At 60.9% G+C, this 25,983-nt stretch carries 21 protein-coding genes; 19 read left to right on the top strand and 2 right to left on the bottom strand.

Annotation, left to right across the window (positions count from 1 at the left end):
• Positions 1-157: 157 nt before the first annotated feature.
• A complete protein-coding gene (locus VNM72_12985) occupies positions 158-1,522 on the bottom strand; it encodes an NCS2 family permease (GenBank protein ID HXF06311.1) in 1,365 nt (454 codons plus the stop codon).
• Positions 1,523-1,755: 233 nt separating this feature from the next.
• On the opposite strand from VNM72_12985, the gene VNM72_12980 reads away from it, so the two are divergent.
• From VNM72_12980 to pgsA, 19 genes are all read left to right on the top strand, one after another.
• The gene (locus tag VNM72_12980) at positions 1,756-2,193 is read left to right on the top strand and encodes a hypothetical protein (GenBank protein ID HXF06310.1); all 438 of its coding nucleotides are present in this window, start codon (positions 1,756-1,758) and stop codon (positions 2,191-2,193) included.
• A 116-nt stretch (positions 2,194-2,309) separates the two neighbouring features.
• The gene (locus VNM72_12975) at positions 2,310-3,467 is read left to right on the top strand and encodes a trypsin-like peptidase domain-containing protein (protein ID HXF06309.1); all 1,158 of its coding nucleotides are present in this window, start codon (positions 2,310-2,312) and stop codon (positions 3,465-3,467) included.
• Between the two features lie 123 nt (positions 3,468-3,590).
• Positions 3,591-5,972, top strand: a complete 2,382-nt coding sequence (locus VNM72_12970; GenBank protein HXF06308.1) for an MMPL family transporter — start codon at positions 3,591-3,593, stop codon at positions 5,970-5,972.
• Between the two features lie 16 nt (positions 5,973-5,988).
• Positions 5,989-6,837 (top strand): outer membrane lipoprotein-sorting protein, encoded by an 849-nt coding sequence (locus tag VNM72_12965; protein ID HXF06307.1) that lies wholly within the window; start codon positions 5,989-5,991, stop codon positions 6,835-6,837.
• 95 nt (positions 6,838-6,932) lie between these two features.
• Positions 6,933-8,174: a tyrosine--tRNA ligase gene (gene tyrS, locus VNM72_12960; GenBank protein ID HXF06306.1), complete on the top strand. Its 1,242-nt coding sequence runs from the start codon at positions 6,933-6,935 to the stop codon at positions 8,172-8,174.
• 119 nt (positions 8,175-8,293) lie between these two features.
• Entirely contained in the window at positions 8,294-8,566 is a 273-nt protein-coding gene (locus VNM72_12955) for a TMEM165/GDT1 family protein (GenBank protein ID HXF06305.1), read from the top strand.
• A 476-nt stretch (positions 8,567-9,042) separates the two neighbouring features.
• A complete protein-coding gene (gene glgB / locus VNM72_12950; GenBank protein ID HXF06304.1) occupies positions 9,043-11,211 on the top strand; it encodes a 1,4-alpha-glucan branching protein GlgB in 2,169 nt (722 codons plus the stop codon).
• Positions 11,212-11,258: 47 nt separating this feature from the next.
• Positions 11,259-11,672 (top strand): secondary thiamine-phosphate synthase enzyme YjbQ, encoded by a 414-nt coding sequence (locus VNM72_12945; GenBank protein HXF06303.1) that lies wholly within the window; start codon positions 11,259-11,261, stop codon positions 11,670-11,672.
• A 116-nt stretch (positions 11,673-11,788) separates the two neighbouring features.
• Complete coding sequence (locus VNM72_12940) at positions 11,789-12,496, top strand: FHA domain-containing protein (GenBank protein ID HXF06302.1); 708 nt, start codon at positions 11,789-11,791, stop codon at positions 12,494-12,496.
• A 10-nt stretch (positions 12,497-12,506) separates the two neighbouring features.
• Positions 12,507-14,357 (top strand): penicillin-binding transpeptidase domain-containing protein, encoded by a 1,851-nt coding sequence (locus VNM72_12935; GenBank protein ID HXF06301.1) that lies wholly within the window; start codon positions 12,507-12,509, stop codon positions 14,355-14,357.
• A 90-nt stretch (positions 14,358-14,447) separates the two neighbouring features.
• Positions 14,448-15,992, top strand: coding sequence for an FtsW/RodA/SpoVE family cell cycle protein (locus VNM72_12930; GenBank protein HXF06300.1), 1,545 nt, complete (start codon positions 14,448-14,450; stop codon positions 15,990-15,992).
• A complete protein-coding gene (locus tag VNM72_12925; protein HXF06299.1) occupies positions 15,993-17,441 on the top strand; it encodes a protein phosphatase 2C domain-containing protein in 1,449 nt (482 codons plus the stop codon).
• Positions 17,442-17,664: 223 nt separating this feature from the next.
• On the top strand, positions 17,665-18,480 hold the full coding sequence (locus VNM72_12920) for an FHA domain-containing protein (protein ID HXF06298.1): 816 nt from the start codon (positions 17,665-17,667) through the stop codon (positions 18,478-18,480).
• A 9-nt stretch (positions 18,481-18,489) separates the two neighbouring features.
• The gene (locus VNM72_12915; protein HXF06297.1) at positions 18,490-19,830 is read left to right on the top strand and encodes a response regulator; all 1,341 of its coding nucleotides are present in this window, start codon (positions 18,490-18,492) and stop codon (positions 19,828-19,830) included.
• 280 nt (positions 19,831-20,110) lie between these two features.
• Positions 20,111-21,313 (top strand): membrane dipeptidase, encoded by a 1,203-nt coding sequence (locus VNM72_12910; GenBank protein HXF06296.1) that lies wholly within the window; start codon positions 20,111-20,113, stop codon positions 21,311-21,313.
• 105 nt (positions 21,314-21,418) lie between these two features.
• The gene (locus VNM72_12905; protein ID HXF06295.1) at positions 21,419-22,855 is read left to right on the top strand and encodes a sodium:solute symporter family protein; all 1,437 of its coding nucleotides are present in this window, start codon (positions 21,419-21,421) and stop codon (positions 22,853-22,855) included.
• Positions 22,852-23,613, top strand: coding sequence for a hypothetical protein (locus VNM72_12900; GenBank protein HXF06294.1), 762 nt, complete (start codon positions 22,852-22,854; stop codon positions 23,611-23,613). The genes VNM72_12905 and VNM72_12900 overlap by 4 nt, the downstream gene beginning before the upstream one ends.
• Complete coding sequence (locus tag VNM72_12895) at positions 23,598-23,801, top strand: hypothetical protein (GenBank protein ID HXF06293.1); 204 nt, start codon at positions 23,598-23,600, stop codon at positions 23,799-23,801. The genes VNM72_12900 and VNM72_12895 overlap by 16 nt, the downstream gene beginning before the upstream one ends.
• A 159-nt stretch (positions 23,802-23,960) precedes the next feature.
• Complete coding sequence (pgsA, locus tag VNM72_12890; protein ID HXF06292.1) at positions 23,961-24,701, top strand: CDP-diacylglycerol--glycerol-3-phosphate 3-phosphatidyltransferase; 741 nt, start codon at positions 23,961-23,963, stop codon at positions 24,699-24,701.
• Between the two features lie 65 nt (positions 24,702-24,766).
• Here pgsA and VNM72_12885 read toward each other — a convergent pair whose 3' ends face one another.
• Positions 24,767-25,522 (bottom strand): hypothetical protein, encoded by a 756-nt coding sequence (locus VNM72_12885; GenBank protein ID HXF06291.1) that lies wholly within the window; start codon positions 25,520-25,522, stop codon positions 24,767-24,769.
• Positions 25,523-25,983: the final 461 nt, after the last annotated feature.

Genomic DNA, 25,983 nt, shown 5'->3' with positions numbered 1-25,983 from the left:
TAAAGGCCGATTCCCTTCCCTTCGTAACGGCTCAGAGCATACCGCCCCGCACCAGGAAAGGGGACCAGCAGGGGAGGAGCCTTTGCCCTGACACCGGTGTCGCAAAAATGCGCTTGGTCGTCCTCCCGATCGCTCGTCTGCTGCGAAGCGGGGCGATTCACGTCAATGCGATATAGCGAACGAGGAACAGGACGGCAAAGAGGTAAATGAACCAGTGAACCTCGCGCCCGCGACCCGCCACGGGCTTGAGCACGGCATAGGCGATGAATCCGAAGGCGATACCATCTGTGATGCTGACGGCCAGCGGCATGAGGATGATGGTGAGAAATGCCGGGATGGCCTCGGTCATATCATCCCAGGGAATGAGCTTGACGCCCTTCATCATCATCGTGCCGACGAGCACGAGCGCAGGAGCAATGACCGGATAGAGCGTCATTCCGCCATCGGCCGGATAGCCCCCGCCGATCATTTTGACGAGCGGATAAAAGAAAAGCGAGAGAAGAAACAACGCGGCCGTCGTGACGTTAGCCAATCCCGTCCGTCCACCGGCCGAGACTCCGGTGGCACTCTCGATATAGGCCGTCACCGTCGAGGTTCCCAGCATCGCTCCCGCAACCGTTCCGATGGCATCGGCCAGCAGCGCCTGACGCGCTCGCGGCAGGACGCCGTTCTGCATCAGTCCCGCTTGCTGGGCGACGCCGACGAGCGTGCCAACGGAATCGAAGAGAGCGAGAAAGAAAAAGACGAAAATCACCTCGATCATATCGGGACGAAAGGCCCCCGCGATATCGAGCTTGAGAAAGGTGGGCGCGAGCGAAGGAGGCCGACCAACCAGTCCCTGATAGCGAACGAGTCCCAGTGCCAGCCCGACGGCCGTCGTGGCGAGAATGCCCCACAAAGCCGCTCCCCGAACCTGACGGGCAAACAACATCGCCATCACCGTCAACCCGAACAGCGAGAGCATTGTCGGAGGGTCCGTCAACCTGCCGAGCTTCACCAGTGTTCCTGGAGACGCCACGATCACACCCGCCCACTCCAGGCCGATCAGAGCGATGAGCAAGCCGATCCCCACCGCGATGGCGTGTTTGAGCGATTCCGGGATGGCCGTGATCACCCGCTCCCGAAGGCCAAATCCGGCCGTGAGGATGAAGACGATTCCCGCGATCGCCACACCGCCGAGGGCGACCTCCCAGGGCACCTTCATGGTCAACACAACCGTGTAGGCGAAGAAAAAGTTGTGGCCCATCGCCGGAGCTACGGCGATGGGGTAGTTGGCTAAAAAGGCCATGAGGAGCGTGGCCGCCGCACTCGACACGCATGTAGCGATCAACACGGCGCCGAAATCCATCCCGGCCGCGCTCAGCACGGCGGGTTGGACGAAGATGATGTAGGCCATGGTGAGAAACGTCGTCACGCCCGCGAGGATTTCGCGCTTGATCGTCGTTCCATATTCGCTCAAGTGAAACCAACGCTCTCCGAGACTCAGAGCTTTCGTCGCGGCTGCCATTTCCCGTGCCGGCATCGTCCTCCTCCGTCGTATCACAAACGTGACTCCCTCAACCAGGCGAAGTGGAACGCCTCATGACGCAAGGCGGGCGAAGTATATCCCTTCGCCTGCTCCGAGAGCAATCGCCGATGCGAAGAAGGGAGAATGGCAACCCGCATGAGAGTGGTAGGCTAAGCCCCCTACCGTGTCTGACCCCGGAGCGAGAAGGTGCGAGATGGAACTTCCCTCAGGCGGGACCATGTCCTCGGATGATTTTTCGCACGGCAAGCATCGCAGCCGCTCATGGGGGGACGCCGATCATTGATTTCGCCGTCCGGTATAAAGGCCAGTCGCTCACGCAAGCGCTCGATAACTGGCACCAGAAGGCCAACGGCAAGCCGGCCATTGATTACAGTTTCCACCTCATCGTCACCGATCTGCCCGCTGAGCGGCTGCCGGAACTCAAACGGCTCATTCATCAGGAAGGCGTGACGAGTTTCAAACTCTTCCGGGCCTATCCCGGCGTGTTCCTGGTGGATGATGGCACGATCTTCAAAGCGATGACTACTGCTGCCGAAACCAGCCGTGATAAAGATGAACCGCCGATGGCGGAACTTGACCTTGACATGACCCGTGAAGTGCGTCACGTCTGGAAGTTCTTTGGCGACCGCCGACCGGAGACGTATAATGAGCTGGGAAAAATCTGATGAAAACGGCAGGCTCGAAAGCCCGCGCCACAAGTGGCGCGGACTTTCCAGTCTGCGGGAGAGCGCAGGCTTGAAGGCCTGCGCCACACTCGCACATCACAGGCGGTGGAGGATTTATGTATCGTCTTTCGTTCAAACATCTGGTGCTCATCAGCTTTCTCTCGGCATTTCTGGCGGCGGGGTTGGTCATCGGCTACTACCGCTGGCTGGATAAGCCCGCCATCACCTTTGAATCGCCGGAGCGGGAGCAACCGGCGAGTTCTTCAGCAGCAGCGCTGATCGAGGATGAGCGGAACAATATCGAGGTCTATCGCCGTGCCTCGCCGGGAGTGGTTAACATCCGCACGATCACGATGGTTCAGGACTTCTTCGCCGTCTATCCCGAAGAAGGTGGCGGGTCGGGCTCGATCATTGACACGCAGGGTCACATTCTGACCAACTATCACGTTGTCGAGCGGGCCGAGCGGTTGTTTGTCACGCTGGCCGACGGCAGCGAATATCGCGCTCGCGTGGTGGGGACCGATCCGGATACCGACCTGGCGGTCATTAAGATTGACGCGCCGCGAGAGAAACTCACCGTCGTGAAGATGGGTGATTCCGATCGGTTGATGGTGGGGCAGAAGGTTCTGGCCATCGGTAATCCCTTCGGCATCGGTCAGACGCTCACACGCGGCATCATCAGTGCCCTCGGACGCCCCATTCGCGCCCGCAATGGCCGACTCATCGAGGGAGCCATTCAAACCGACGCCTCGATCAACCCCGGTAATTCCGGCGGCCCGTTACTCAACTCCCAGGGTGAAATGATCGGCGTCAACAGTCAAATCCTCACGCCCTCGGAGGGCAGCGTGGGGATTGGCTTTGCCATCCCGGTCAATCTGGCCAAGCGCATTGTGCCCGATTTGATTGCCCGGGGTCGAGCGACTCGCCCCTGGCTGGGAATCATTGCCCTGCCCTATCCGGTGTCGCGTCTGGCCGAGGAACTGGACCTGCCGGTTCGATCCGGCGTCATGGTGTCAGAGGTCATCTCCGGAGAGGCGGCCGATCGAGCCGGCATTCGTGGCGGACGCCAGCCGGTGCGCATTGGACGCGGCATCTATTACCTTGGCGGCGACATCATCTACGAGCTTGATGGCGTGAGGATCACGACTCTGGACGATATTAACCGGGTGATGAATCGCCATCGTCCCGGCGACACTATCCCGGCCGTGATCTACCGTGGGCGCCAGCGACTCACACTGACGCTCACGCTCACGGAAAAACCGGCCAATACGTGAGGGTGACGCGGTCGGTCCAACATTCATCACGGCGTGGAGCACCAACCGTCGAGGCCGTGGCCGTTCATTCGCTCGGCCACGCCCCCTGACGGGACGGTCCCGCCAAACGGTAAGGATGAGGTCGTGAGCCCTCTTCTTGCGAGAACCCTCGCTCGACCCCGGGCGGTGATCGCTCTGGTGCTGGGCCTGGCCCTTCTTTCACTCGTTCAACTCGCTCGCCAGGGCATGCAGTTTGACAGCTCGCCCGATACGCTCATTGCCGAAAGTCACGAGGCCCGTCGTCTCTATGCTCAGGCGCAGCGAATTTTCGGCAGCGATCGGCTGCTGGTCATTGGTCTTCACACCCGCGACGTGTTCTCTCCCGATTTTTTGATGCGGCTGCGGGAGCTGACCCGGAGGCTCGAACAGTTCAACGGGGTCGAGCGCGTCATCAGCCTCACCAACATCCCCACCATTGAGAGCGTCGGCGGCGCCCTTGAGGTGAAAACTCTGCTCCCGCCGAATCCCTCCCCCGCCGAACTTCGCACCATCCGCCGGCGGGCGCTCGGCCATCGGTTGCTGCGACGCAATCTCCTTTCTGACGATGGTCGGGCGACGGCGATCACGATCTTTCTTTCGCCAACGGCCGACATCGCCATCACCGAAGAAATGTATCGCGTGGCCCGCAGCGTGGCCGGCCCTGACGACGTCTACATCGCCGGGGAACCCATCATGGAGTATCGCGGCTCGCGGAGCATGATGCGGGATTTACTTAGATTGCTGCCGGTGTCGCTGGGTCTGGTGGTGATCGCTTTCGCCCTCACCTTTGGCCGGTTGAGAGGGGTTCTCTTGCCGTTGGGGACGGTGGCTCTGTCCGTCCTCCTGACGCTGGCCGTCATGAGTCTTGTGCGACGGCCCATCACCGTCAGCACCCTGACGTTGCCGGTGATCCTGATGGCAATTGCCGGTTCCTATGTCATTCATGTGCTCCATCGTTGCTGGCAGACGGGAGATTTTCCCGGCGAGCCTCCATTCATTCGGGAGATCGGACAGGGCTCTCTCGTTCGGGATAACAGACCGAGTGAGGCGACGTCGTCCGAGGAAACCGATTCGCTGACATTCTCCGGGCCGGAGGCACCGCTCGGGCTCTGGCGCGACCGTTTGCGTCAGGCGCTGGCCTTCATTCAGTGGCCGGTCATTGTGTCGGCCACGACGACGATGGCGGGATTCACGTCGCTAATTTTCACAGGGATTCCCACGTCGCGGGACCTGGGCGTGTTTGCCGCCTGTGGCGTGGGAATCGCGCTGTTCCTGGCTCTCGCGTTCGTTCCCGCTGTTCTGGTGCTTGCGCCCCTTCACCTGCGGGCGGTCACCTCAACGGCGGAGAGGCTAGCGCATCTGTCGCAGAGGATCGCCCACTTCGTCATGCGCCGACGGCGGGCCATTTATAGGGTCACCGTGCTTGTGACGCTGGTGAGCGTGATCGGCCTCACGCGTATTGAGATCAATACCGATTACCTGCGCTTTCATCCCTCTCGGTCGGAGCTGCACGCGGCCGCTCGCTTCCTTCACGAGAAGCTGGCTGGCGTAGCCTCGTTTCATCTTCTGGTTGACGCCGGAAGACGCGGAGCCCTCGAACGGCCGGAGATCCTCGCGCGAATCGTCGAGCTTCAGCGCCAGATCGAAGCCCAGCCGGGGATTGACACGACGTTTTCCATCGCCGATCTGGTCATCGAGGTCAATCAGGCTCTCGCGTCGGGCGATCCCGCGCAAGCGATCATTCCCGACAATCGCGAGCGCGTGCAAAATATCTTCGCCGATCTACTCTCGCAAGATGACATGGCGCGTCACCTGATGAACCGGGAGCGATCGCAGGCCGTGATTCTCGTGAGGTCCCATCTCTTCGGTTCGAGAGAAATGAGCCGGGTGCTTGCTCGCATTGAGCGATGGGCGCGGGCCAATCTCGCCGAGATGACCGTTCATCCCACGGGCTTGTTTGTGCTACTCAATCGAACGGCCGATGATGTGGCGCGTCAGCAATCGCGCAGTTTGACGGTGGCGCTGACGCTCGTCTGGTTCATGATGGTCGCTCTCTTTCGCTCGTCGAATGCGGCGATGGTGGCGCTCATTCCCAACGCCCTCTCGATCCTCCTCTTTTTCGGGGTTCTCGGATGGACGGGAATTTCTCTGGACATCAACACGAGCCTGGTGGCGAGCGTCGTCCTCGGGCTGGCTGTGGATAACGCCGTTCATCTTCTGTGGCGGTATCGGGATGAGCGGCGGCGGGGAATCGAACCGGACATCGCGCTGCATCGGGCGCTGCTTCACGCCGGTCCGCCTATTCTCGTCGCCAACCTCACGCTGATCGCCGCGTTTGTCATCTTCGGGCTCTCGACATTCCCCCCCATTCGGATCGAAGGCTTGCTGGCCGCGATGACCGTCTTCGTGTCACTGCTCTCGAATCTGTTTGTGCTTCCGGCTCTCGTCGCTCATCCGCTCGTTGGTTTGAACCTCTTCCGACGCTGATGTTACACTTGGGGGCGTGAAACAGCGGGTTGTCATGGTGGTCGGAGCGGTGCTCGTGGCGCTTCTGGCTTCGCAGTGTCAGCGACGAGCCGCGCACGAGGAATCTCCTCTGCCGGCCATCAGCGGTGAGGACGTCATCCAGCGATTCCGGCAGCAATTCTCCCGCCGTCCTTTCTCCGCCCGAATCAAGATTTCCTTCCCCGGCGATGAAGCAGCGCCGGAAGAAATTCTCGTTCGCGTCCTGCACCGACCGTCGGCGGACGAAACGCGCACCTTCATGCAAATCGTCTCGCCTGTGAGCGAAAGCAAGCAGGCCGTGCTCGTCATCGAGCGCCCGGGGCAGAAGACCGACGTGATTTCCTACCTCCCCGGATTGAGACGGATCGTCAGACTCTCGACGGGACGGCGACTGAGCTACAAAGGGGTGAGCGTCTCGGTTCAGGAATTGATCGGGGGAGAACTCTACAACTATGACCACACCCTCACCGGGGTGCAGGTCATTGACGGCGTGCCCACCTATGTGGTGGAGAGTCATTTGAAAGCCGATCGGGAATCAGACTATCCGCGAATGGTCGGCTTCTATCGGCAGGATACTTTCCTGCCCATGATGGTGGAACTCTATAACGTCCGAGGGGAACGAGAACGCATCGCTCGCTTCACCGAAATCACCACCGTTGAGGGTCAGCCGACGATCCGACGTGTCGAGGTCGAAAGCGTCCCCGATGGTCGGCATTTCACTCTGGAAACCCTCGAGGTGACCTACGAGGAACTTCCCGAGGCGCTTTTCACTGAGGCGCATCTGATCGAAGTCGTCACGCGGGCTGCGCAGGAAATCCTGAGAGGGCAACCGGCAGTGATCCGTTGAGGACGAATGAGACGTCGGTCGTGTGCGCCCGCTCACGCAGACGCCAGCGTGCATGGGGAGGAAGAAGGCCCTCGGTGAGGACAATGGACTCAGGGATGATGGAGATAGAACAACAACTGGAGCTTCTCAAACGCGGTGTGGTTGATCTCATCCGGGAGGACGAGCTGAAGGCCAAGCTCGAGCACTCCAACCGCAGCGGTCAGCCCTTGCGCGTCAAACTGGGGGCCGATCCCACGGCTCCCGATCTCCATCTCGGTCATACGGTCGTGTTGCGCAAGCTGCGCCAGTTTCAGGACCTCGGCCACACGGTCATCTTTCTCATCGGCGATTTCACCGGGATGATCGGCGATCCCACGGGTCGGTCGGTGACGCGACCACCACTATCGGCGGAGGAGATCGCCGCCAATGCCGAGACCTACAAGCGCCAGGTCTTCAAAATCCTCGATCCCGACCGCACGGTCATCGAGTTTAACTCGCGATGGCTCGGAGCCCTCCGCAGCGAGGATTGGATCCGACTGGCGGCCAGGGTGACTCTGGCGCAGATTCTCGAACGGGACGATTTTCAAAAGCGGCTCCATCAGGGCAGTCCCATCAGCCTCCACGAACTGCTCTATCCGGTCGCCCAGGCTTACGATTCGGTCGTCCTGCGCGCCGATGTGGAAATGGGAGGAACGGATCAAAAGTTCAATCTGCTCGTGGGCCGGGATCTTCAGCGGGAATTCGGCCAACCGCCGCAGGTGGTCATGACCGTCCCGCTTCTGATCGGCACCGATGGCGTGCAGAAGATGTCGAAATCCTATGGCAACTACATCGGCATCACCGAGTCGCCCGATCAAATTTACGGCAAAACGATGGCCATCTCCGACGAGCTGATGTGGCACTACTACGAACTGCTGACCGATGTTCCCCTGGCGGAACTGGCTCGATGGCGGCGCGACGCCGACGAAGGCCGCATCAATCCCCGCGATCTGAAAGCGCAACTGGCCCGCCGTCTGGTGACCGAATTCCACTCGGCAGAAGCTGCGGCCCGCGCCGAGGAGGAATTCAACCGGATCTTCCGCGAGCGCCAGTTGCCGAGCACCATTCCCGTCGTGGAGATCACCCTGGCGACACCGACCATCGAGCTGGCCCGGCTGCTGGTGACGACCGGATTGGCCCCCTCGATCCGCGAAGCCCGACGGCTGATCCAGCAGGGGGGCGTCTCTCTGGACACCGTGCGATGCTCCGATCCCCGCGCCGTCGTCTCCTTTGAAGACCGCCGCGAACGGCTCCTCCAGGTTGGCAAACGTCGTTTTCTCCGCGTCATTGTGGCCGATACGGGAAGGCAAGGCGGCTGAGGCCGGCCGCGTGCAGGACGATAACGGAGGACAGAATGCCGACCGATCGTGGGGACGCACTCGCCGGCCGTTGTCCGCAGCGCGTCCACCGAATCACTCTTGTATGAGGAACTGACGCGATGAACTGGAACGCCCTGCTTTCGACCTTCGCCCTCATCTTTCTGGCCGAAATGGGAGACAAAACACAACTGGCGGCCATTACGATGGTCTCCCGAACGCAATCGCCCCTGGCCGTCTTCCTCGGAGCCTCGCTGGCGATGGTGCTGGTAACGCTCCTTGGTGTCCTCGGGGGAGAACTCCTCGTGCGGTTCGTCCCGGAGGAATATCTCCGGAAGATTGCCGCCACCGCCTTCATCCTCATCGGCGTCCTCATGCTGGCCGGGAAGCTCTGATCTGATCGGGCAGCGATCCGAAGGGAGAGCAAACGGCAGGCCCCCTGTGGTCGTTCCCGGAACGACAACACGCGCGAATCGCTCGCCACTCTCGTTCACCGAAAGAAGCCACAGGAGTTGAGATGTCGCCGATTCTCCCGGATCAGTGGGGCGCATGCTCTGCGGCTGGCGCAGGAGTCGCCGACGCGAAAGTCGGCACTACATCCTCCGAAACGTTTATCGGGGAATGTTTCGTCATTTCCGGGCATCGGCTGAGCGCTGGGAACAACTTGGCTGATTTCAGTTGCATCGCGGCAGTGGGTTATAATCAGGCGCGTTGACGGCCTTGATCAGCGAAAAGCTTTCGGATGCATGCCAGGGGAGGTTGCCGGGTGGAAGACGTTGCTGAAACAAGAGGGAAGACCCTGACGGCGCCGCCGATCGAGATTGAGCTGATTCTTCGCGCCGAGCATTCCGATCCGTTCCACCTTCTGGGAATGCATCGGGTGGAATACGACGGGCAACCGGTTGTAGCCGTGCGCGCCTTTGCTCCGGAGGCAGCGGACATCAGCGTGATTGATCTCGCATCAGGTGCCGTCTGGCCGATGGTGCGACTTCACCCAGAGGGATTCTTTGAAGCCGTGATACCGGTCAAGGACCCCTTCCCTTACAGGCTCCGGCTGACGGATGAGAGCGGGCGGAGCTGGGAGATTTATGATCCCTACAGCTTTCCTCCGCTGCTCAGCGAGTTCGATCTCCACCTGTTTGGAGAAGGGAAGCATTATCAGATCTACGAGAAGCTTGGGGCTCATCTGTGCCAGGTCAACGGGGTCGAAGGCGTCCATTTTGCCGTGTGGGCTCCCAATGCCCGGCGCGTGAGCGTCGTCGGCGATTTCAATCGCTGGGATGGCCGCCGTCATCCCATGCGGATTCGCGGATCGTCCGGGGTGTGGGAACTTTTCCTTCCCCAGCTTGGAGAAGGAGAACTCTACAAGTTCGAGATTCGCTCGCATCTGTCGCCCACTCCGTTTGTGAAAGCGGATCCCTACGGGTTCTTTCACGAGCGTCCGCCGGGTACAGCTTCGATTGTTTTTCGTCCGGGCCGGCATGTCTGGACCGATGAACAGTGGATGAGCGAGCGATCGAAGAGAAACGCCCTCGATGCTCCGATGGCCATTTACGAGGTTCATCTTGGATCGTGGCGACGGGGAGAGGGAAACCGTGCGCTCAGCTATCGTGAACTCGCCCCCCTGCTCGCCACGTATGTGACGGAGATGGGCTACACGCACGTCGAACTGCTGCCGGTGATGGAGCATCCGTTCGAGGGGTCCTGGGGCTATCAGGTCACCGGGTACTATGCGCCCACGAGCCGTTGGGGAACCCCTGACGATTTCGCCTATCTGGTGAACGTGCTCCACGAGCACGGGCTCGGCGTGATTCTCGATTGGGTGCCCGCTCACTTCCCCCGGGACGATCATGGGTTGAGCTTCTTTGACGGAACGCATCTTTATAATCATGCCGATCCCCGGCAAGGGGAGCACCGGGATTGGGGCACACTCATCTTCAACTACGGGCGGCATGAGGTGAGGAACTTCCTCCTGGGGAGCGCGCTGTTCTGGTTGGAGAAGTATCATGCCGATGGGCTTCGGGTTGATGCCGTGGCCTCGATGCTCTATCTGGATTATTCTCGTCCTCCGGGTCAATGGATACCTAACATCTACGGCGGCCGGGAAAATCTCGAGGCCATCGCTTTCCTCCGCCAGTTCAACGAAGTCGTGCACGAGCGGCACCCCGGAGTGGTGACGATTGCCGAGGAATCAACGGCCTGGCCGATGGTCTCGCGGCCCACCTACGCGGGCGGGCTCGGCTTCAGCTTGAAATGGAATATGGGGTGGATGAACGATATCCTTGCCTACATGTCGCGGGATCCCATCTACCGGAAGTATCATCACAACGATCTCACCTTCTCGCTCATGTATGCGTTCTCGGAGAACTTCGTTCTGCCGCTGTCACACGACGAAGTCGTTCACGGGAAGCGCTCGCTGCTGGACAAGATGCCGGGTGACCGGTGGCAGAAATTCGCCAATCTTCGAGCGCTCTACGGCTACATGTACACGCATCCGGGGAAGAAACTCCTCTTCATGGGTGGAGAGTTCGGCCAGTGGCGGGAGTGGGATCATCAGTCGAGCCTGGAGTGGCATCTTCTTGAGGAAGACCTCCACCGGAAACTGCAGGTCTATGTTCGAGACCTCAATCGCCTCTACCGGTCGCAACCGGCCCTCTATGAGCGAGATTTTCAGCCCGAGGGGTTCGAGTGGATTGATTGTCACGATTGGGAGGCGAGCGTCCTGACATTCCTTCGCCGGGCGAAGGATCCGGCGGATTTTCTCGTCATCGCCGTCAATTTCACCCCCGTTCCCCGCGAGAACTATCGCGTGGGGGTTCCCGAGGCGGGATTCTATCGAGAACTCCTCAACAGCGATTCCGATTTTTACGGAGGGAGCAATCTCGGCAACGCGGGTGGTGTCACGGCCGATCCGATTCCCGCTTTTGGCCGACCCTATTCGCTCGCGCTCACGCTGCCGCCTCTGGCCGTTCTCATCCTCAAACCGGAGAGGCCGCAGATTGCCCTCCGTAGCAACGAGGAATCGCCGAGTGTGTCCTAAGGCGGCGCATTTTCGCAGACGGGAAAGTCTGCGCTATATTGAGTGACATGAAAACACATACAGACTATCTCGTCTTCAACACCAGGAAGCGACGCGAATACATCAACATCACAGCGGATGTCGAACGAGCCGTTCGTGCCAGCGGCATCACCGAAGGGATGGTCCTCGTCTCGGCCATGCACACGACGGCTGGCGTGTATGTCAACGACGACGAGGACGGCCTTCTCCAGGACCTCGATGCCATGTTGGAGACGATCGCTCCCTACGGGCGCGACTATCGCCATCACGAGACGGGAGAGGATAACGGTGACGCCCATCTGAAGTGCTTGCTCATTCACCATCAGGTGATCATTCCCGTCACCGGAGGCAAGCTCGATCTCGGTCCCTGGCAGCGGATCTTCTATGCGGAGTTCGACGGTCGCCGTCGGAAGCGCGTCGTCATCAAGGTCATGGGGGAATAAACGCAGCAGGGGGATCCGTCTCCGTCACAGCCCGCAGGGGAATCCGTGATGGGACCTGCCATGCGCTCGACCGGAGGCGGTCGCATGGGTCGAGCGGGTGCGGCGGGAGAGGCGCAGTGGAAGAAGCGGTGCGAAAATGGCTGGATCGGCTGGGAGAGTATCTGGATCGTGCTCTCGGCCGCGAGAGCGAAGGAGTGACTCTGCCCGCCCTCATCCCCGCCGTTCAGAAGGCGATTGAACATCGGCTGGCAGCAGATCGGCAAGGAATTCGTCGGATCGCGCCCAATCGGATCACCCTTCGGCTCCCGGTGGATCTCTACACCCGACTCGATGAGGCCGGTCGGGCAAATCTGGAGACGGTCGTTCGAGAGATCGCCCAACAGTACATCGCCGATCACCGCTACACCGTCACGGGGGCGCTCGGTGTCAGTCTTCTGGCTGATGTCCAGCTCGCCTCGTCGTTCGTTGTCGAGGCAGATCATCAGGAGGAGGCGCGTCACTGGCCGCGATGGCGCTTGCGACGGCTGGAGGATGAGACCGTTGTAGTCGCTCTGGAGACGCTCGATCCTCAAGGGCGGTTCACCGTTGGTCGGAGCCCCGACAACGATATTGTGATTGCCCATGAGAGCCTCTCGCGCTTCCATGCCACCCTGTCGCTCGGTGCGGATGGGTTGCCGATCATTGCCGATTGCGGCAGCGCCAACGGGACGTTCGTCAACGAGCGACGGGTGACGACGCACTGTCGGATCCAGCCCGGGGATGAGGTGCGGCTCGGCGCCGTGCGTCTTGTCGTCGAGGACCTTTCCTCATCGTCGTCGGATTGAGGATCAGCCAATGATAGTGCTCGCCCGGTATCTGAGTCTGGTTTTTCTCGTCCTTCTGGTGCTGGCGGTGTGGCGGGCGGCACTTCTGTGCTGGGCGGAGCGGCGACGCACCGAGAGGCCCCCCCCTCAGCCGGGAACGGGGACCTCCCCCACCGCTCCCGGAAAAACGACGCTTTCGCCTCTGTCCGCCTCCGTGACGCGCTGGCTCAACGGATTGCGCGCGGTGTTCATTGTGAGCGGCATCGTGGTTCTGATCGCTCACGGATACTGGGCTTTCTTCGTGAGCGGACCGCTCGGTGAGAACGAAAGCTACACGCGATCCAAGCGCCTGTATGATCAGCGCAATCGGCGGCTGGAGGAGATCGGCTTGCGCGGCTGGATTTTTGATCGAAGGAAGAAGGAGCTGGGCGAGTCCTCCTCACGGCAAAGGCAGAGGTCGGCCGCCGAACGGATGCGGATCGAAGAGGAGAGCCTGCTGGCGGGCTACCGATTGGAGGGCGACTCTCTCGCTCGCTATTATCCGCTGGGGCCGGATGCGGCTTCGATCATCGGCTATCACACGCTCGTTCGGGGGAGTTCAGGAGCGGAACTGGCCTACAACAGTCTTCTGCGTCCTCGGCGCGGGCGTCTGGCCGATCTCTGGAAGACGCGCCTCGTCGGCGAGGATGTGATCCTGACGCTCGATGCCCGACTTCAACGGGCGGCAGCACAGGCGCTTCGGCGGACGGGCAGACCGGGAGCCGTCGTCGTCCTCTCGGTGGAGGACGGGGATGTCCTGGCCATGGCGAGCATGCCCACGTTCGATCCCCGCGCCGTCGAGGATGATACCGCGTGGGAGCAGCTCGTCTCCGATCCGGCTCAACGACTGATCAATCGCGCCGTGCGACAGTACTACTTGCCGGGCTCGACATTCAAGACGCTGGTCGCCGTCGCCGCTCTGGAGAATGGCTGGAAAGATCTCACCTTCACCTGCTCGCGGGAGGGCTATCGTCCGGGCGGATCTTCTCGTCCCATCTACGATGACGGGGGTCCCGGTGAAGTTCATGGACGCATCGGTCTGGCCGATGCATTGCGCGTCTCATGCAATCAGTACTTCGCCCAACTCGGCGTGATGCTGGGAGCCGATCGGCTGGCGGAAACGGCGCGACGCTTCGGCTTCCATATTGATCCCGCGCCGGAGAGCGCCCGCGATCCGAAATTCGCCGACGATCTCTGGACCAATCGGGATCGTTCATTTGAGCGCATCTTCAGCCCGAATGTGAGTCGGCTGGTCCTTTCCTCAACGATGGGGACCTATGATGTGGCGCTGGAGTCCTATGGGCAAGGCTTTGTGCAGGTGACGCCCCTGCAGATGGCGCTCCTGGCTCAAGCGGTGGCCCATCCGAGAGGAGAGATGATGGCTCCCCGGCTGGATTTTCTTCAGCCGCCGCGCGTTCTGGCGCGACCGCTGTCAGCCGCCACGGCGGCGCGAATGCGAGCCTTGCTCACGGCGGTGACGACTCAGCCGGGGGGCACGGCGGCTTCGGCATTCGCTTCACTGCGTCGTCAGGGGATTCTCACCGGTGGCAAGACGGGAACAGCTCAAATCGAAACTCCCGGCGGGCGTCGGGTGGATTCCTGGTTCATCGGGTTCGCACCGAGCGAGCGTCCGCAGATCGCCTACGCCATCGTTGTTGAGGGCGGAGGCTACGGCGGAGCGGTAGCGGCACCGATGGCTGCAGAGATCGTCAAAGAAGCCCTCGCCGCAGGAATCGTTCGCGTGACGGGGACTCCGGTGAAGGCTCTGGCCCGTCCATCGCGCCGGTCCGGGTCAAATTCTTCCCTCGCTCGCATCCGCCGGATGAGGGAGCCACACAGGTAGCGCAGACTTTCCAGTCTGCGAAAATGTGCAGGCCGAAAGCCTGCGTCACAGCTCGCGCGGACTTTTCCAGTCTGCGAGAAAGCGGAAGTGATGAATAAGCCGTCAGCTCATCTTCTGATCCATCTGCTGGTGATTGCCGCTTCGATCTGCGGCTATGGGGCGATCTATCTGAGCAGTCTCTCGCGGGGCTATGCTCCGAGTCTCTGGCCGGTAGCACGCAATCTCGTGGTGCTGATGGGTCTGTCCGTCGTCTTCGTGGTTCTCATCAGGGGGGCGCGCTACCGGGGAAATTTGACCATCTTCACAGCCGCATTTCTCCTCTTCGCGGTGGGATCGGTCGCTCAATATCGGCTCTTCAGCGATCCCGAATATGTCGCCCGGCTGGCGGGCAGGCAGGACCTGGTCACGGCGCACCGGAAGGCGAAGATTCGCGCCTGGCGGGCACTGGCCATCGAAGCCGCTTACGATGAGGCCAAGCGCGATATTCTGACGGGGAGCAGTCCCGGCATCGGCTCGGATGTCTCGGCACCCCCTCTCATGCGCACGACGGTGACGGCGCAGGAATTTTTCTCCTCGGCGTCCACCTATGCCCCGCCACTGGCCGTCCTGGCTCTGGTCGTGAGCTTCCTTGCCCTTCGCCGCGAGTCCGTCCTTTCCTGGCTGCAGCGACACAGTGTCACGCTCGCCGTCGCGGCGTTCATTCCCCTGCTGATCGTGGCCGGACTGGCTCGGAGCGGAAAACTTCTGGAGGAGACGACGCCCTGGGAAGTCGGCAAGATCATCTTCCTCATCAGCCTGGCCGGGATTCTGGTGGACACCTACAGCGTCATCCGGGTCACCCAGTGGAATCTTCCCCCGGCACGATCGGTGCTGCCGCTGGTGGTCGTGACGGCTTTCGCCATTTTGCCCTTCTTCGTGCTGAGCGATTTCGGACAGTTGATGGTCTTTCTCACCGTTTACTTCACCCTCTATCTGATCGCCGTCGGCCGTCGGGCGCAGATTGTGCACGGAGTGATTCTGGCTCTGGCGATTGGGTTACTGGCGTACGCGGTGGGGAAGATTCCCCCTCGAGTGTTCGTGCGGTGGCATCTGTGGCACAGCACCTGGCAGGCGCCCGATCCTCAGACCGAATGGTGGCAGCGGGTCCTGGCTCAACGTTTCGGTCCGTCGGGTCCGGGGAAAATCAGCAACGATGAACTCTGGCGCGACCAAGCGTTGCAGCTCATGCAGGGGCTCTTTGGCCTGACCGAAGGCGGGCTGATCGGGACGGGACTCGGTCTGGGAATGCCGGAGACTGTTCCCGTCTCCGAATCGGATTTCATCTATGCCGCCATCGCCGAAGAGATGGGATGGATCGGAGGAGTCCTCGTGGTCGGCGCCTTGTTGCTCCTCGGGCTGGCGGGCATTACAATAACGCTCTCGGTCACCGACATGTTCACCCGCTTGATCGCCGCCGGCGCGACCTGTTTTCTCGTTTTTCAGGCGCTGGTGAACATCGGCGGGGTCATCAAGCTTCTGCCGATGACGGGCATCACGTTGCCCTTTGTCAGTCATGGAGGCTGGTCGCTGGTGACCTCCTTCGCCCTCATCGGCGTGTTGATGGCGCTCTCGCAGAGAGCGCGTCAGAGGGCCTGAATGGGGGAGCGCAATCACATCCGGCTGGAGTCCTCCCGCCCGTTCAAACGCGGCATCTATGGCGTCGTTTGCGACCGGGGACTGAATCCGAGACGACCGGTGAACGAAGATTTCTTCCTGGCGCTGGAAGACGCCTGTGTCTTTGCCGTCGCCGATGGCGTCGGCGGACAAAATGCCGGCGAAGTCGCCAGTCAGGTGGCCGTGGAAATCCTCCGCCACCATTTCAGCCGCAAGGTCCGCAGTGACAGGATTCGATACCTGGAGCAGATCATCGGCTATACCAACAGCTATCTCTACGAGCTGGCGGTGGAGGAAGAATCGCTCACCGGGATGGCCACGACGCTGGCGCTGGTCTTGATTGAGTCGCGCCATGCCCTCATCTGTCACATCGGAGACAGTCGCGTCTATCGTCTGACCGACGGAGTGCTGTCCCGGGAAACGCACGATCATGTCCTGGTGGAATATGAGCACGGCGGCGGACTCTCCATCCTGGAGTATACCAAGCGCCATATCCTCACCCGCGCTCTCGGCATCGAGGAGGTGGCCAAACCCGACATCAAGAAGATCGCGCTGGAGCCCGGGACGCGATTTCTCCTTTGCACCGATGGGATCACGCATCACATCAGCGACGAGGAACTGCAGGACATCCTGACCGAGGAGCCGGATCCGCAAACGGCCTGTGATCGTCTGAAAGACCTCTGCTACGAGCGGGGAGCGCGAGACAATTTGACCGCGCTCATCGTGAATGTAGACGTTGTGCCTCACCGCTTGACGCGGGCGACCGACGAAAGCGACGGCGAAACGGGCGGGCCCGCGCGTCCGTCGGTCGCTCACCGGGATCAGCCCGCCTGGGCTTTGCCCAAACATCCTCTGACCGATCGGACCGTGAGCGACGATCTCTCCCCGCGAGAGGGGGTGGAATCGGAGGCGGGATCTCATCCGGCGGCAGCGGAGCCCACAGGGAGAAGCAGCCGTCAGCCGCCCTGGTGGAAGATCGGTGGGCCGAGCATTGCCGCTACCGTCATCAGTGCGCTTCTCATCTTTGTCACCGGTTTGCTCCTCGGCCGTTCCTGGAGCACGAATGGATCGAGGACGGTGACACCGACGATCGCGCCCTCTCCTGCGGAAGCGGAAGCTCATGCCACGTTCGATCAAGGCATCCGTCATTTCAACCAGGGACTCTACGAACAGGCCGAACGGGATTTTCATCGCGCCGTTGATCTCGACCAGAACAATAGCGTCTATTATCACTGGCTGGGGCGCGTCCGTCTGGCTGCCGGCAAGTGGCGGGAAGCCGCCGAGAGCTTTCTCACGGCTGTGGAACTCCGGGGCAGCGACGAGAATCTCCTCTTTGCGGCAGCCGCGCTGGAGGCGTGCGGGGAGTCAGCCGAAGCGGATCGCCTGCTGCAAACCTACCTCGGCCGGCAGAAGGCGTCGTCACGTCGCTGAAGGGATAATTCGAACGAAAGGCAGTGGATTGGCGGTGGCTGACTGAGTATACTAGCAGCCGTCAAGTGAGGAATCGCAGGCGCGAAAGCTCGTGCGACAAGGAGCATGGGTTTTCTCGTTTGCTCAGGGGTGCTGGCCGAATGGTCCGTGCGACCCGGTCGCCGGTGGGAAACGTCGGGCAGAGGGGAGAGCCGACGCTCCTCATTGGCCGTGCGATGACTGGATGAGTCGAGGGTGGTTGAAAAAACTGAAGGGATTTCTCGCCGATCTGGACAGGGAATATGTCGGGACGGCCGACGAATCGCCGTCGCGCTGGGATGAATTTCTTCACCAAATCGCCGCCGAGATCGAACGGGTGATGCGGGAGGAGATGCTCTCGCCTCCCAACGAGCCGGTGTACGTTCCTCCGGGATATGTCGTCTTCCTCAGCCGAGAGGATGATGCGGCGCTGCGCGGTGAGAAGCGGATCGGTTTCGTGCGCGGATTGCAGAATCTGACGGCGATGCGCGCGCGCGAGATCACCCGCGGCCGTCACCATACCGAATCGTTCGCCATCCAGATCCGGGTGGACGGATCGCTCCCGCCGGGACAGTTTTCGGTCACCCCGATCTGGCACCGCGACGAACAGAAGACGACTCTTCTCGGACCGGCCCCACCCGGCGGCCAGACGACGCCGCTGGAGATGAAACCTCAGGATGAAGAGACGCGCGTGATCGCGCCTTATCGCCTGGTGGTCGAAGTCAGCACGCGAGAGGGAGGCGAGAAAACGGTGCGCGCGTTCTCGCTTCCCGTCGTGACCATCGGGCGTGGGGGAACCACGGTGGCCGTGGACCTGGAGCTTCCCGGCGATCTGGAGATCAGCCGTCGTCACGCCCGGCTCCAGCGTCAGGCGGCAAACCGGTGGATGTTGGTCGTCGAGGGCCGGAATCCCCTGACGCTCAACGGCCGGGAGATGGAGGCCGGAGAAGAAGCGGCCATCGCCCCCGGAGATGAGATCGGTATTGGCCGCTACTGTGTCCGTGTTATCGAGTTGACCTGACCGGTAACTATGCGCCAGCGATCCTGGACATTCGATGTGTCGCGCTGTCTCGATGCCTCCGGTCGGCTCCTGCCGCCGGACCGGATCGAACTGGGACTGCTCATAGATACGACGAAGATCCTCCGCCTGCAAATTCAATTGAGCATCATCACCCACATGGAGGCGTCGGTTTATCTCTACGATGAGGATTTCCCCCTGCCGCTGGTTCACGATGCGCTGCCGTTGCTGGTGCAATCGCCGCTCTGCCGCGAACTCAACAAGCTGGAGGATAGAGCGACCGGCCTGCCCCGCTGCGTCATTGATACCTGGCAGGCATCGCTCAAGGCGATGAAAGAGCTGCGCCCGGTGAGCGCCGATTGCGTCGGCGGGCGCAAGACGCTCTGGAGCTGCCCGATCATCCTCACTTTCGAGGGCCGCCGCTATCCCAAAGCGAGCTTGACCGTCGCCGCGTATCCCATCCTCAACTTCTATGGCTGCGCCGAACTGGAAAGACTCTTTCCCGAAGGAAATCCCGCGCTGGGGACACGCTACCAGCAGGCATTCGATCTCGCTCTGGACGGCGAGAAACTTCAGGGCGTGCGCGACCTCGTTCAGATTCTGGCCGAGTCCTTCTCCGAAGAAATCACCGCCCGCTACGAGTACGCGCATCGGTACGTCCTCGCCGGCGGCGCCGCATCGGTCACGTCCGAGCCGCGTCCCGATCTGCGTCATCTTGTGGAAACGATCTCCCAGATCGCGCACGACATCAATAATCGGCTGACGAGCATCAATCTCTATGCCCAGATCCTGAACCACTCTCTGAGCGAAAACGAGGAGGTGGCGGAGAATCTGGGACTCATCCGAACCGAAGCGCGACAGGCCATCGAGACGGTTCGCGAGCTGGCCCAATCGGCCCGAACTCTCGTTGATACGGTCGCCGCTTCATCGTCACCGACGGCTCCCGTCACGGAACCGACAGTGGAGGAGATGGAACGGAAACGCATCCTCGTGGTGGACGATGAAAAAGCCGTTGCCGAACTCATCCGGCGTATTCTCCAGTCGCACAACTACATCGTGGATACGACGCTCGACGGGGAAGCCGCCATCGGCTTGATCGAAGCCAATCGCTATGATCTCATCGTGGCGGATTTGAAGATGCCGGGCGTGGGCGGCATGGAACTCTTTCAACACTTCAGTCGGGTGGATCCGGAGATAGCCCGACGAATCGTTTTTCTGAGCGGGGATGTCATCAGCCCCCACACGCTCACCTTCTTGCGCGACACGCAAAGCCTCTATCTGACGAAGCCCTGCACCATCGAAGAGCTTCTCGGCTTCGTCAAAACGGCGCTCCAACGCAGCGCCACGCGGTGAGGAGGAAGCAAGCATTCCCGCCGGCGAAACTTGATCGTTCTCGCCGCGGGCGGCCTGATGAAGCGGAGAGATGAAGAAATCGCTCGCGAGTCTCAGCAGGCCGCACCTTCGGGAGCTGTCGGCTCCGTTCCCACCGCCTGGCTCTCGCCGTGGTACTCGTCGCGGAGCCGCGCGCACGGGGTCCGAGTAACGATCCACCGTCCTCAGCAGAGGCGTATGTTTATCGCAAGCATATCACATGCCAGTACCGGAAAAACACGTTTCGGGGAGGACATCGGCTATGAGCCAGAAGAACTACAACGGCTACAGATCCTACCAGTATCTCGAACCGGGTGTGGATTACAAGCCCTTTCGCCTGGCCCGTGAGATCGGGCGCGTCGAGTCGTTGACCGTCGAGGTGAGTCCGGCGGAAGAGGAGCGCGTCCAGCGACTGCTGGATACGGCTCTAATCGTCTCGCTGCATGACCATCCGTTCGTCACTCCGGAGGACGTGACCGAGATCTTCGACTATCGCCGTCAGGGACGCGATTGGACCGGCTACCAGGGACTCGCCGTCTCCCACATTGATGTCATCTTCGACAACTTCATGGACGGGACGGCGCTCATCACCAGTAATGCCGGGTGGAAATGGACCGACATCATTCACGATCTGGGAATGCGGTTGAGCGATCTGGCTCACCAGAAGATGGTCTATCGCGCCGAAACGGTGGCGGATCTGCTGGCCGCCAAAGAAACGGGGCGCATTGCTCTGGTGCCGGCGCTCGAAGCGGCGACGCCGATTGAGAACGAGATTGATCGGGTGGACGTCCTCTATGGCCTCGGTGTGCGCATGATGGGCATTACTTATAGTGAGGCGAACGCGCTCGGCTCGGGCCTCAGAGAGCGCACCGATGCCGGCCTGACGGAATTCGGGCGCCGCGTCGTGCGTCGCATGAACAAACTGGGCATGGCCATTGATATTGCTCACTGCGGCGATCAGACCTCGCTCGATACCATTGCCGAAAGCCAGAAGCCGGTGTTCATCTCCCACGCGGGAGCACGGGCCTTGTGGCCGACGGCCCGCATGAAACCCGATGAGGTTCTCCGCGCCTGCGCCGCCAAAGGAGGAATCATCGGGATCGAGGCCGCTCCTCATACGACATTGACCCGGAATCACCCTCGCCACTCCATCGAGTCGGTGATGGAACACTTCGAGTATATCGTGAATCTCGTCGGCATTGATCACGTCGCCTTCGGCCCGGACACCCTGTTTGGCGATCACGTCGCCTTACATCGCGTCTTCGCTGAGCATCTCTCGATTCGAACGGTTCATGGGAGCGTCCCCTTCCCCGAAGTCCCTTACGTTGCCGGCCTGGAGAATCCGTCCGAGACGTTCCCCAATATCGTTCGCTGGCTCGTGCGTCACGGGTACTCCGATGATGAGATCACCAAGGTTCTGGGGGGGAATGTCATTCGCGTCCTGCGGGAGGTCTGGTGGTCGTGAGAGCGAGCGGGGGCATACCCCATAAAGAGAAGCGAATCATCCGGGGCGTCGCTCGCCCCCTGAGTGGCCGGAGGAGCGACGCCGTGAGTTTCTGACGTCATCGCCATGACCGGTCCCTCTTTGACGTTTCTCATCGTTCTGGTCGTCTATTTCTTCGTCATTCTGGCCATCGGGGTGTGGGGACTACGGCGCACGCGCACCGAGGACGATTTCCTCACTGCCAGCCGCACGATTGGTCCCTGGGTGGGTGGAGCCGTCCTGGCAGCCACGCAAATTAGTGCCGGAACGTTTGTGGGAACCGTCGGCCGCCATTATGCCACCGGCGTCAGTTGGGTCTGGGTCTGGCCCGGAGTTTGGTTCGGCTGGCTTCTGTCAGCCCTGCTGGTAGCCCCGAAGCTGCGCGAGTGGGGCGCGGTGACGATCCCCGATTTTCTGGCGGCGCGATTCGAGAGTCAGGCGGTGCGCGTCGTATCGGCGCTTTTGATCATCTTCAGCTACACGATCCTGCTCACCGCTCAGTATCAAGCCTGCGGCGAGATCTTCCAGGCCCTCTTCGGCCTCGATCCTCGCGTCTCCATGCTGATCCTGATGGTGAGCACGCTCCTCTACACGATGCTGGGCGGTGTGCGGTCAAGCTCCTACATTGATTTCCTGCAAACGCTCATCATGGTAGCCGGAGTGATGGTGGCGATTCCTCTTCTTCTCTACCAGGCCGGAGGTCTCCAGATCGTCGGGGAGTATCTGACCGCACTCGATCACCGATTGACCGGCTGGTGGTACAGCGGCCGTCAAATTCTCGGCTTCTCGCTGGCCTTCGGATTGACGATGGCGGCGGCTCCTTACGAAATGGTGCGCTTCTACTCGATGCGGGATAAAGCGACGGTGCGGTATGCCATCGGCGTGTGCATCCTCTTTCAGGCGCTCATCGGAGCAGCGGTGATGCTCATCGGTCTCATCATGCGCATGCTCTTTCCCCATCTCTCTTCCCCCGATCAGGCGAGTTCTCTCATGGCACTTCATCTGTTGTCGCCGCTGGCGGGCTCGCTCTTTCTCGTGGCGATGATCTCCGCCATCATGTCAACGGTCAACTCGATCCTCATCGTCACGGCAGCCGGAGTGTCCCATGATCTCTATGTCTCACTCATCAATCCCCACGCGTCGGAGCGGCGCAAACTCCTGCTCAATCGGCTGAGCATTCTGCTGCTCGGCGCGTTGCCCATTGGATTTGCGCTTGAGCGGTATACCGATGTGCAATCGCTCGTCGTGGTGCAAACTCGCTTCATCGCCAGCTTCTTCTTCGTCCCCATTGTAATGGGCTTGAACTGGCGACGGGGAACGTCCGCCAGCGCCCTCGGTTCGATGATTGGGGGCTTCCTGGGGTGCTTGCTCTGGAGCCTCTGGGGCCAGGATCGCTTCCCCGATATTGACGCCGTCGAAATCGGCATCGCCGCGAGCGCCCTTCTCTATGTCGCCATGAGCCGCACGAAGACGGGCCATAGAGCAGGCGCGGAGAACGGCAGAAAAGTTGAGGAACAAAAATGATGTCAGGTCCATTCACCCTCGTTCGGGATGATGCCCGGTGCGGGATCCCTTCCGCCTCTACTGCTCGAGCGGGAGTGCTCGGCATTGTTCTTGTGCTGGTGAGCGCGTCTTTTGTCCGGGCGGCCGACGGTATGCCCGCCCTCACGGCGTATGAGGCTCGCCTCGCCTTCGTTGATCGTCGGCAGATCACCGCCACGATCACGGTGACCACCGCGCCGCCCCCTTCCGGTGAAAAGCTCACGCATACGCTCATCCGTTTCGACCACCAGCATATCGGCGATCTTGAGGTGCTCACGACGGCGGGACAACCGATCGAGTACGAATATCGGACCACGGGGCGAACCCATCATATCGCCTTCGCCGCCGCAGTCAGAGAGCCGGGGAAGACTTCTCTCCGGTATGTCATTCGCTATCGCGTCGAGGCGACGTCGGATGAATCCGCGCGGATCCCGCTGCCCGTCCCGGCGCTGCCGACACGCCCGGGCGAGCGGTCGGTCCATCTCTCGGTCATTCTGCCGGAGGGAGACGTTCACGTGGGGAATTCGTTTCCTCCGTTCCTGTGGTCGGATGCGCGTCACGGCTCACTGCGGCTGACGAGCGTGCCGTCGTTTATCCGGATCACCCATAAACCCGCTGAGGCCGTGTCCTGGAGCGATCACATTCTGACGGCGACGACCCTCAATGACGGCCTCATCCTGGCACTCTTCGGTCTGGGAACCGGATTCTGGAAACTGCGCTCGTCATGGCGACGGGAATAACCGGGCGAGGAAAAATCATGGGATTCGGCGGGAATTTTTACGGATTCTTTCTCGTCGCGGCCGTTTGGGTGCTGGCATATTATGTGTGGGCGCGCTGGCAGAATAATCGAGAAGAAACACGCTACCGCGACCAGTTAAAGGGAAAGAGCCAGCCACCTCCTGCCCCCGACTCGCAGAAGAACGAATGAGCCGTGATTCGGCACGCCGGCAATAGCGGTTGGAATGAGCCGAGGCAATCAACCATCAGGCTGGCGGCCCGACGAGGTCCTTCCCGCGCATCTTGCCTGGGGCATTCGAACTCTTGTATCTTAACCTCGCACCGTTTTTGAGGAAGACGAGCCTTGAATGTGCCAAACGCCATAACGCTGCTGCGCATCTTCATCGTCCCACTGCTGGTGGTGGTGCTGCTGACGCGGGTATCGGAAGCCTGGTTTGGCGTCTCCCAGCGGCTTCTGGGGGTGACGATCTTCCTCATAGCGGCGTTGACCGATTGGCTCGACGGCTATTTGGCGCGGCGATGGAAACAGGTCTCGACTCTCGGCGTGATGCTCGATCCCATCGCCGATAAACTGCTCATCTCGGCGGCTCTGATCGCGCTGGTGGACAATCGGCTCGCCCCCGCCTGGGCCGTCGTCGTCATCATCGGCCGGGAGTTCGCCGTCACGGGATTGCGGAGCCTGGCGGCGCGTGAGGGATACCTGATTGCCGCCTCCCGGCTGGGGAAGTTCAAGATGCTCACGCAGGTTATTGCCGTCGCCCTGCTCATCCTCAGCATGACAGACGAGGGAGGCCCGCCGGTGACTCCGTACGCCGTCCCCGTTTTCTGGGAAGCTCCCGCCTTTGTGGGAGCATTCGCCCGGGTGTTCACGACCGGCTCCCTCACCGCCCATGACCTTCGCATTCTCATCTACAGCGCCGGACGTGGGTTCCTGTGGCTGGCCGTCATCTTCTCGATGAGTTCTATGTATGGATACTTCCGCGCCTTCTACCGCCGCGCCCGTGTGAGCGCGGATGAGTCGCCCGATACTCTGGTTGCCGAGGCCGGATCGTCACAGCCTCAGTCACTCCACCTGCGCAAGACTCGCTGACGCGAAAGATTGCACCACATTCGCAGGAGTGGAAAGTCTGCGCTCCATTCGTCTGCGTCACGGCGCTATTTCGGTGGAGCGAACCGCGAATCGTCAATCTCGACGTTTGTCTTTCGCTCGGTGATGCGGACGACGACGACAGCCGTCGGCGCCTTCGTCGTCAGGGTGAAGGGAACCAGGACGCCATCCATCTCACGATAATCCGAGGGATAGGCCTCCTGAGTGATGGGGCCCAACGGACCATCTTGCGTGGTGTCGGTGCGCAGCAGGAGAAAGGTCTCACTGTCATAGTACTGGGTCACCGGATTCCCCACGCCGGGCGTCAGGCGAATGACATAGGCTGTGCGATCTCCCACTTTCTCCTGGCCAATCAGTTCGACCTTCTCGTACAACCGTCGCCAGTGAATCTCCGAATGAAGGGTCGCCCTGCGCTTGAACGTTTCGAGTTCCTCTGCTTCGAGCCGACGAAAACCCTGGAGGGAGTTGTAGACCCACCCCACCTCTCCATCGAATCCCTGCTTGATCTCCAGACCGGGGATGGTCTGGATAATCAGCAACTTGTTCGGCGCTTTGGCGTAGATTTCAATCGTTCCCTGAAGTCCCTGGGGGACAATCTCCAGCGTTCCTTTGCTCATGATACTGGTGATGCGCTGGCGAGCTTCTCGCCCGCCGGTTGCAGCAATCCCTTTCTCCAGGATCTCTTCCGCCGTCAGCTTTGGAGCATCCATCGGGGCTCTACCCCTGGCCGGTTGCTGCGCTCCCACACCGACAGCCACAGCGAGACTCACGAGAAACCCTCTCGCATAAAACTTTCGATTCATCTCTTCTTCTCCCTCCCCCGGCAACGATGTCACCCCATCGTCCGACGACAAGGGGTGTACGATGATTATCGCCGACTGTCAAGGCGCTGCTGTCGCAATCGGAATTGTCGGTGCCCCGTCTCCCCCGAAAATAACCCCGGGAGCGCCAGCATCTTGTTTGCCGGTCTTGCCGTTGAAAAGAAGCACGCTCGCCCAGTGCGCTCCCATGTTTGATCGTTCGTGGTGGGCTCATTGTCCATGAGCGATTCCCCGGAAAAACCACCGTGGAGGCACATGGATTACCGACGGACGAGGAAACTTCTCCGTATCTTCCGCCTTCACCATTGATCCCTCCACAAGTCCGGACGATTAAATCCTCAGTTTCCGACTGGAGCGAAATACAATAGCCCAGGGCAACGCTCCGGCAACGCGAGGGGAATTACGGATTGCGGAGGGGTGGGTTTCGGATCTACAGGTCCCCA

It is taken from the genome of Blastocatellia bacterium (assembly GCA_035573895.1).
GTDB lineage: Bacteria > Acidobacteriota > Blastocatellia > HR10 > HR10 > DATLZR01.
The sequence above is the reverse complement of the archived record's forward strand: the minus strand, read 5'-3'. Positions and strand labels throughout refer to the sequence as shown.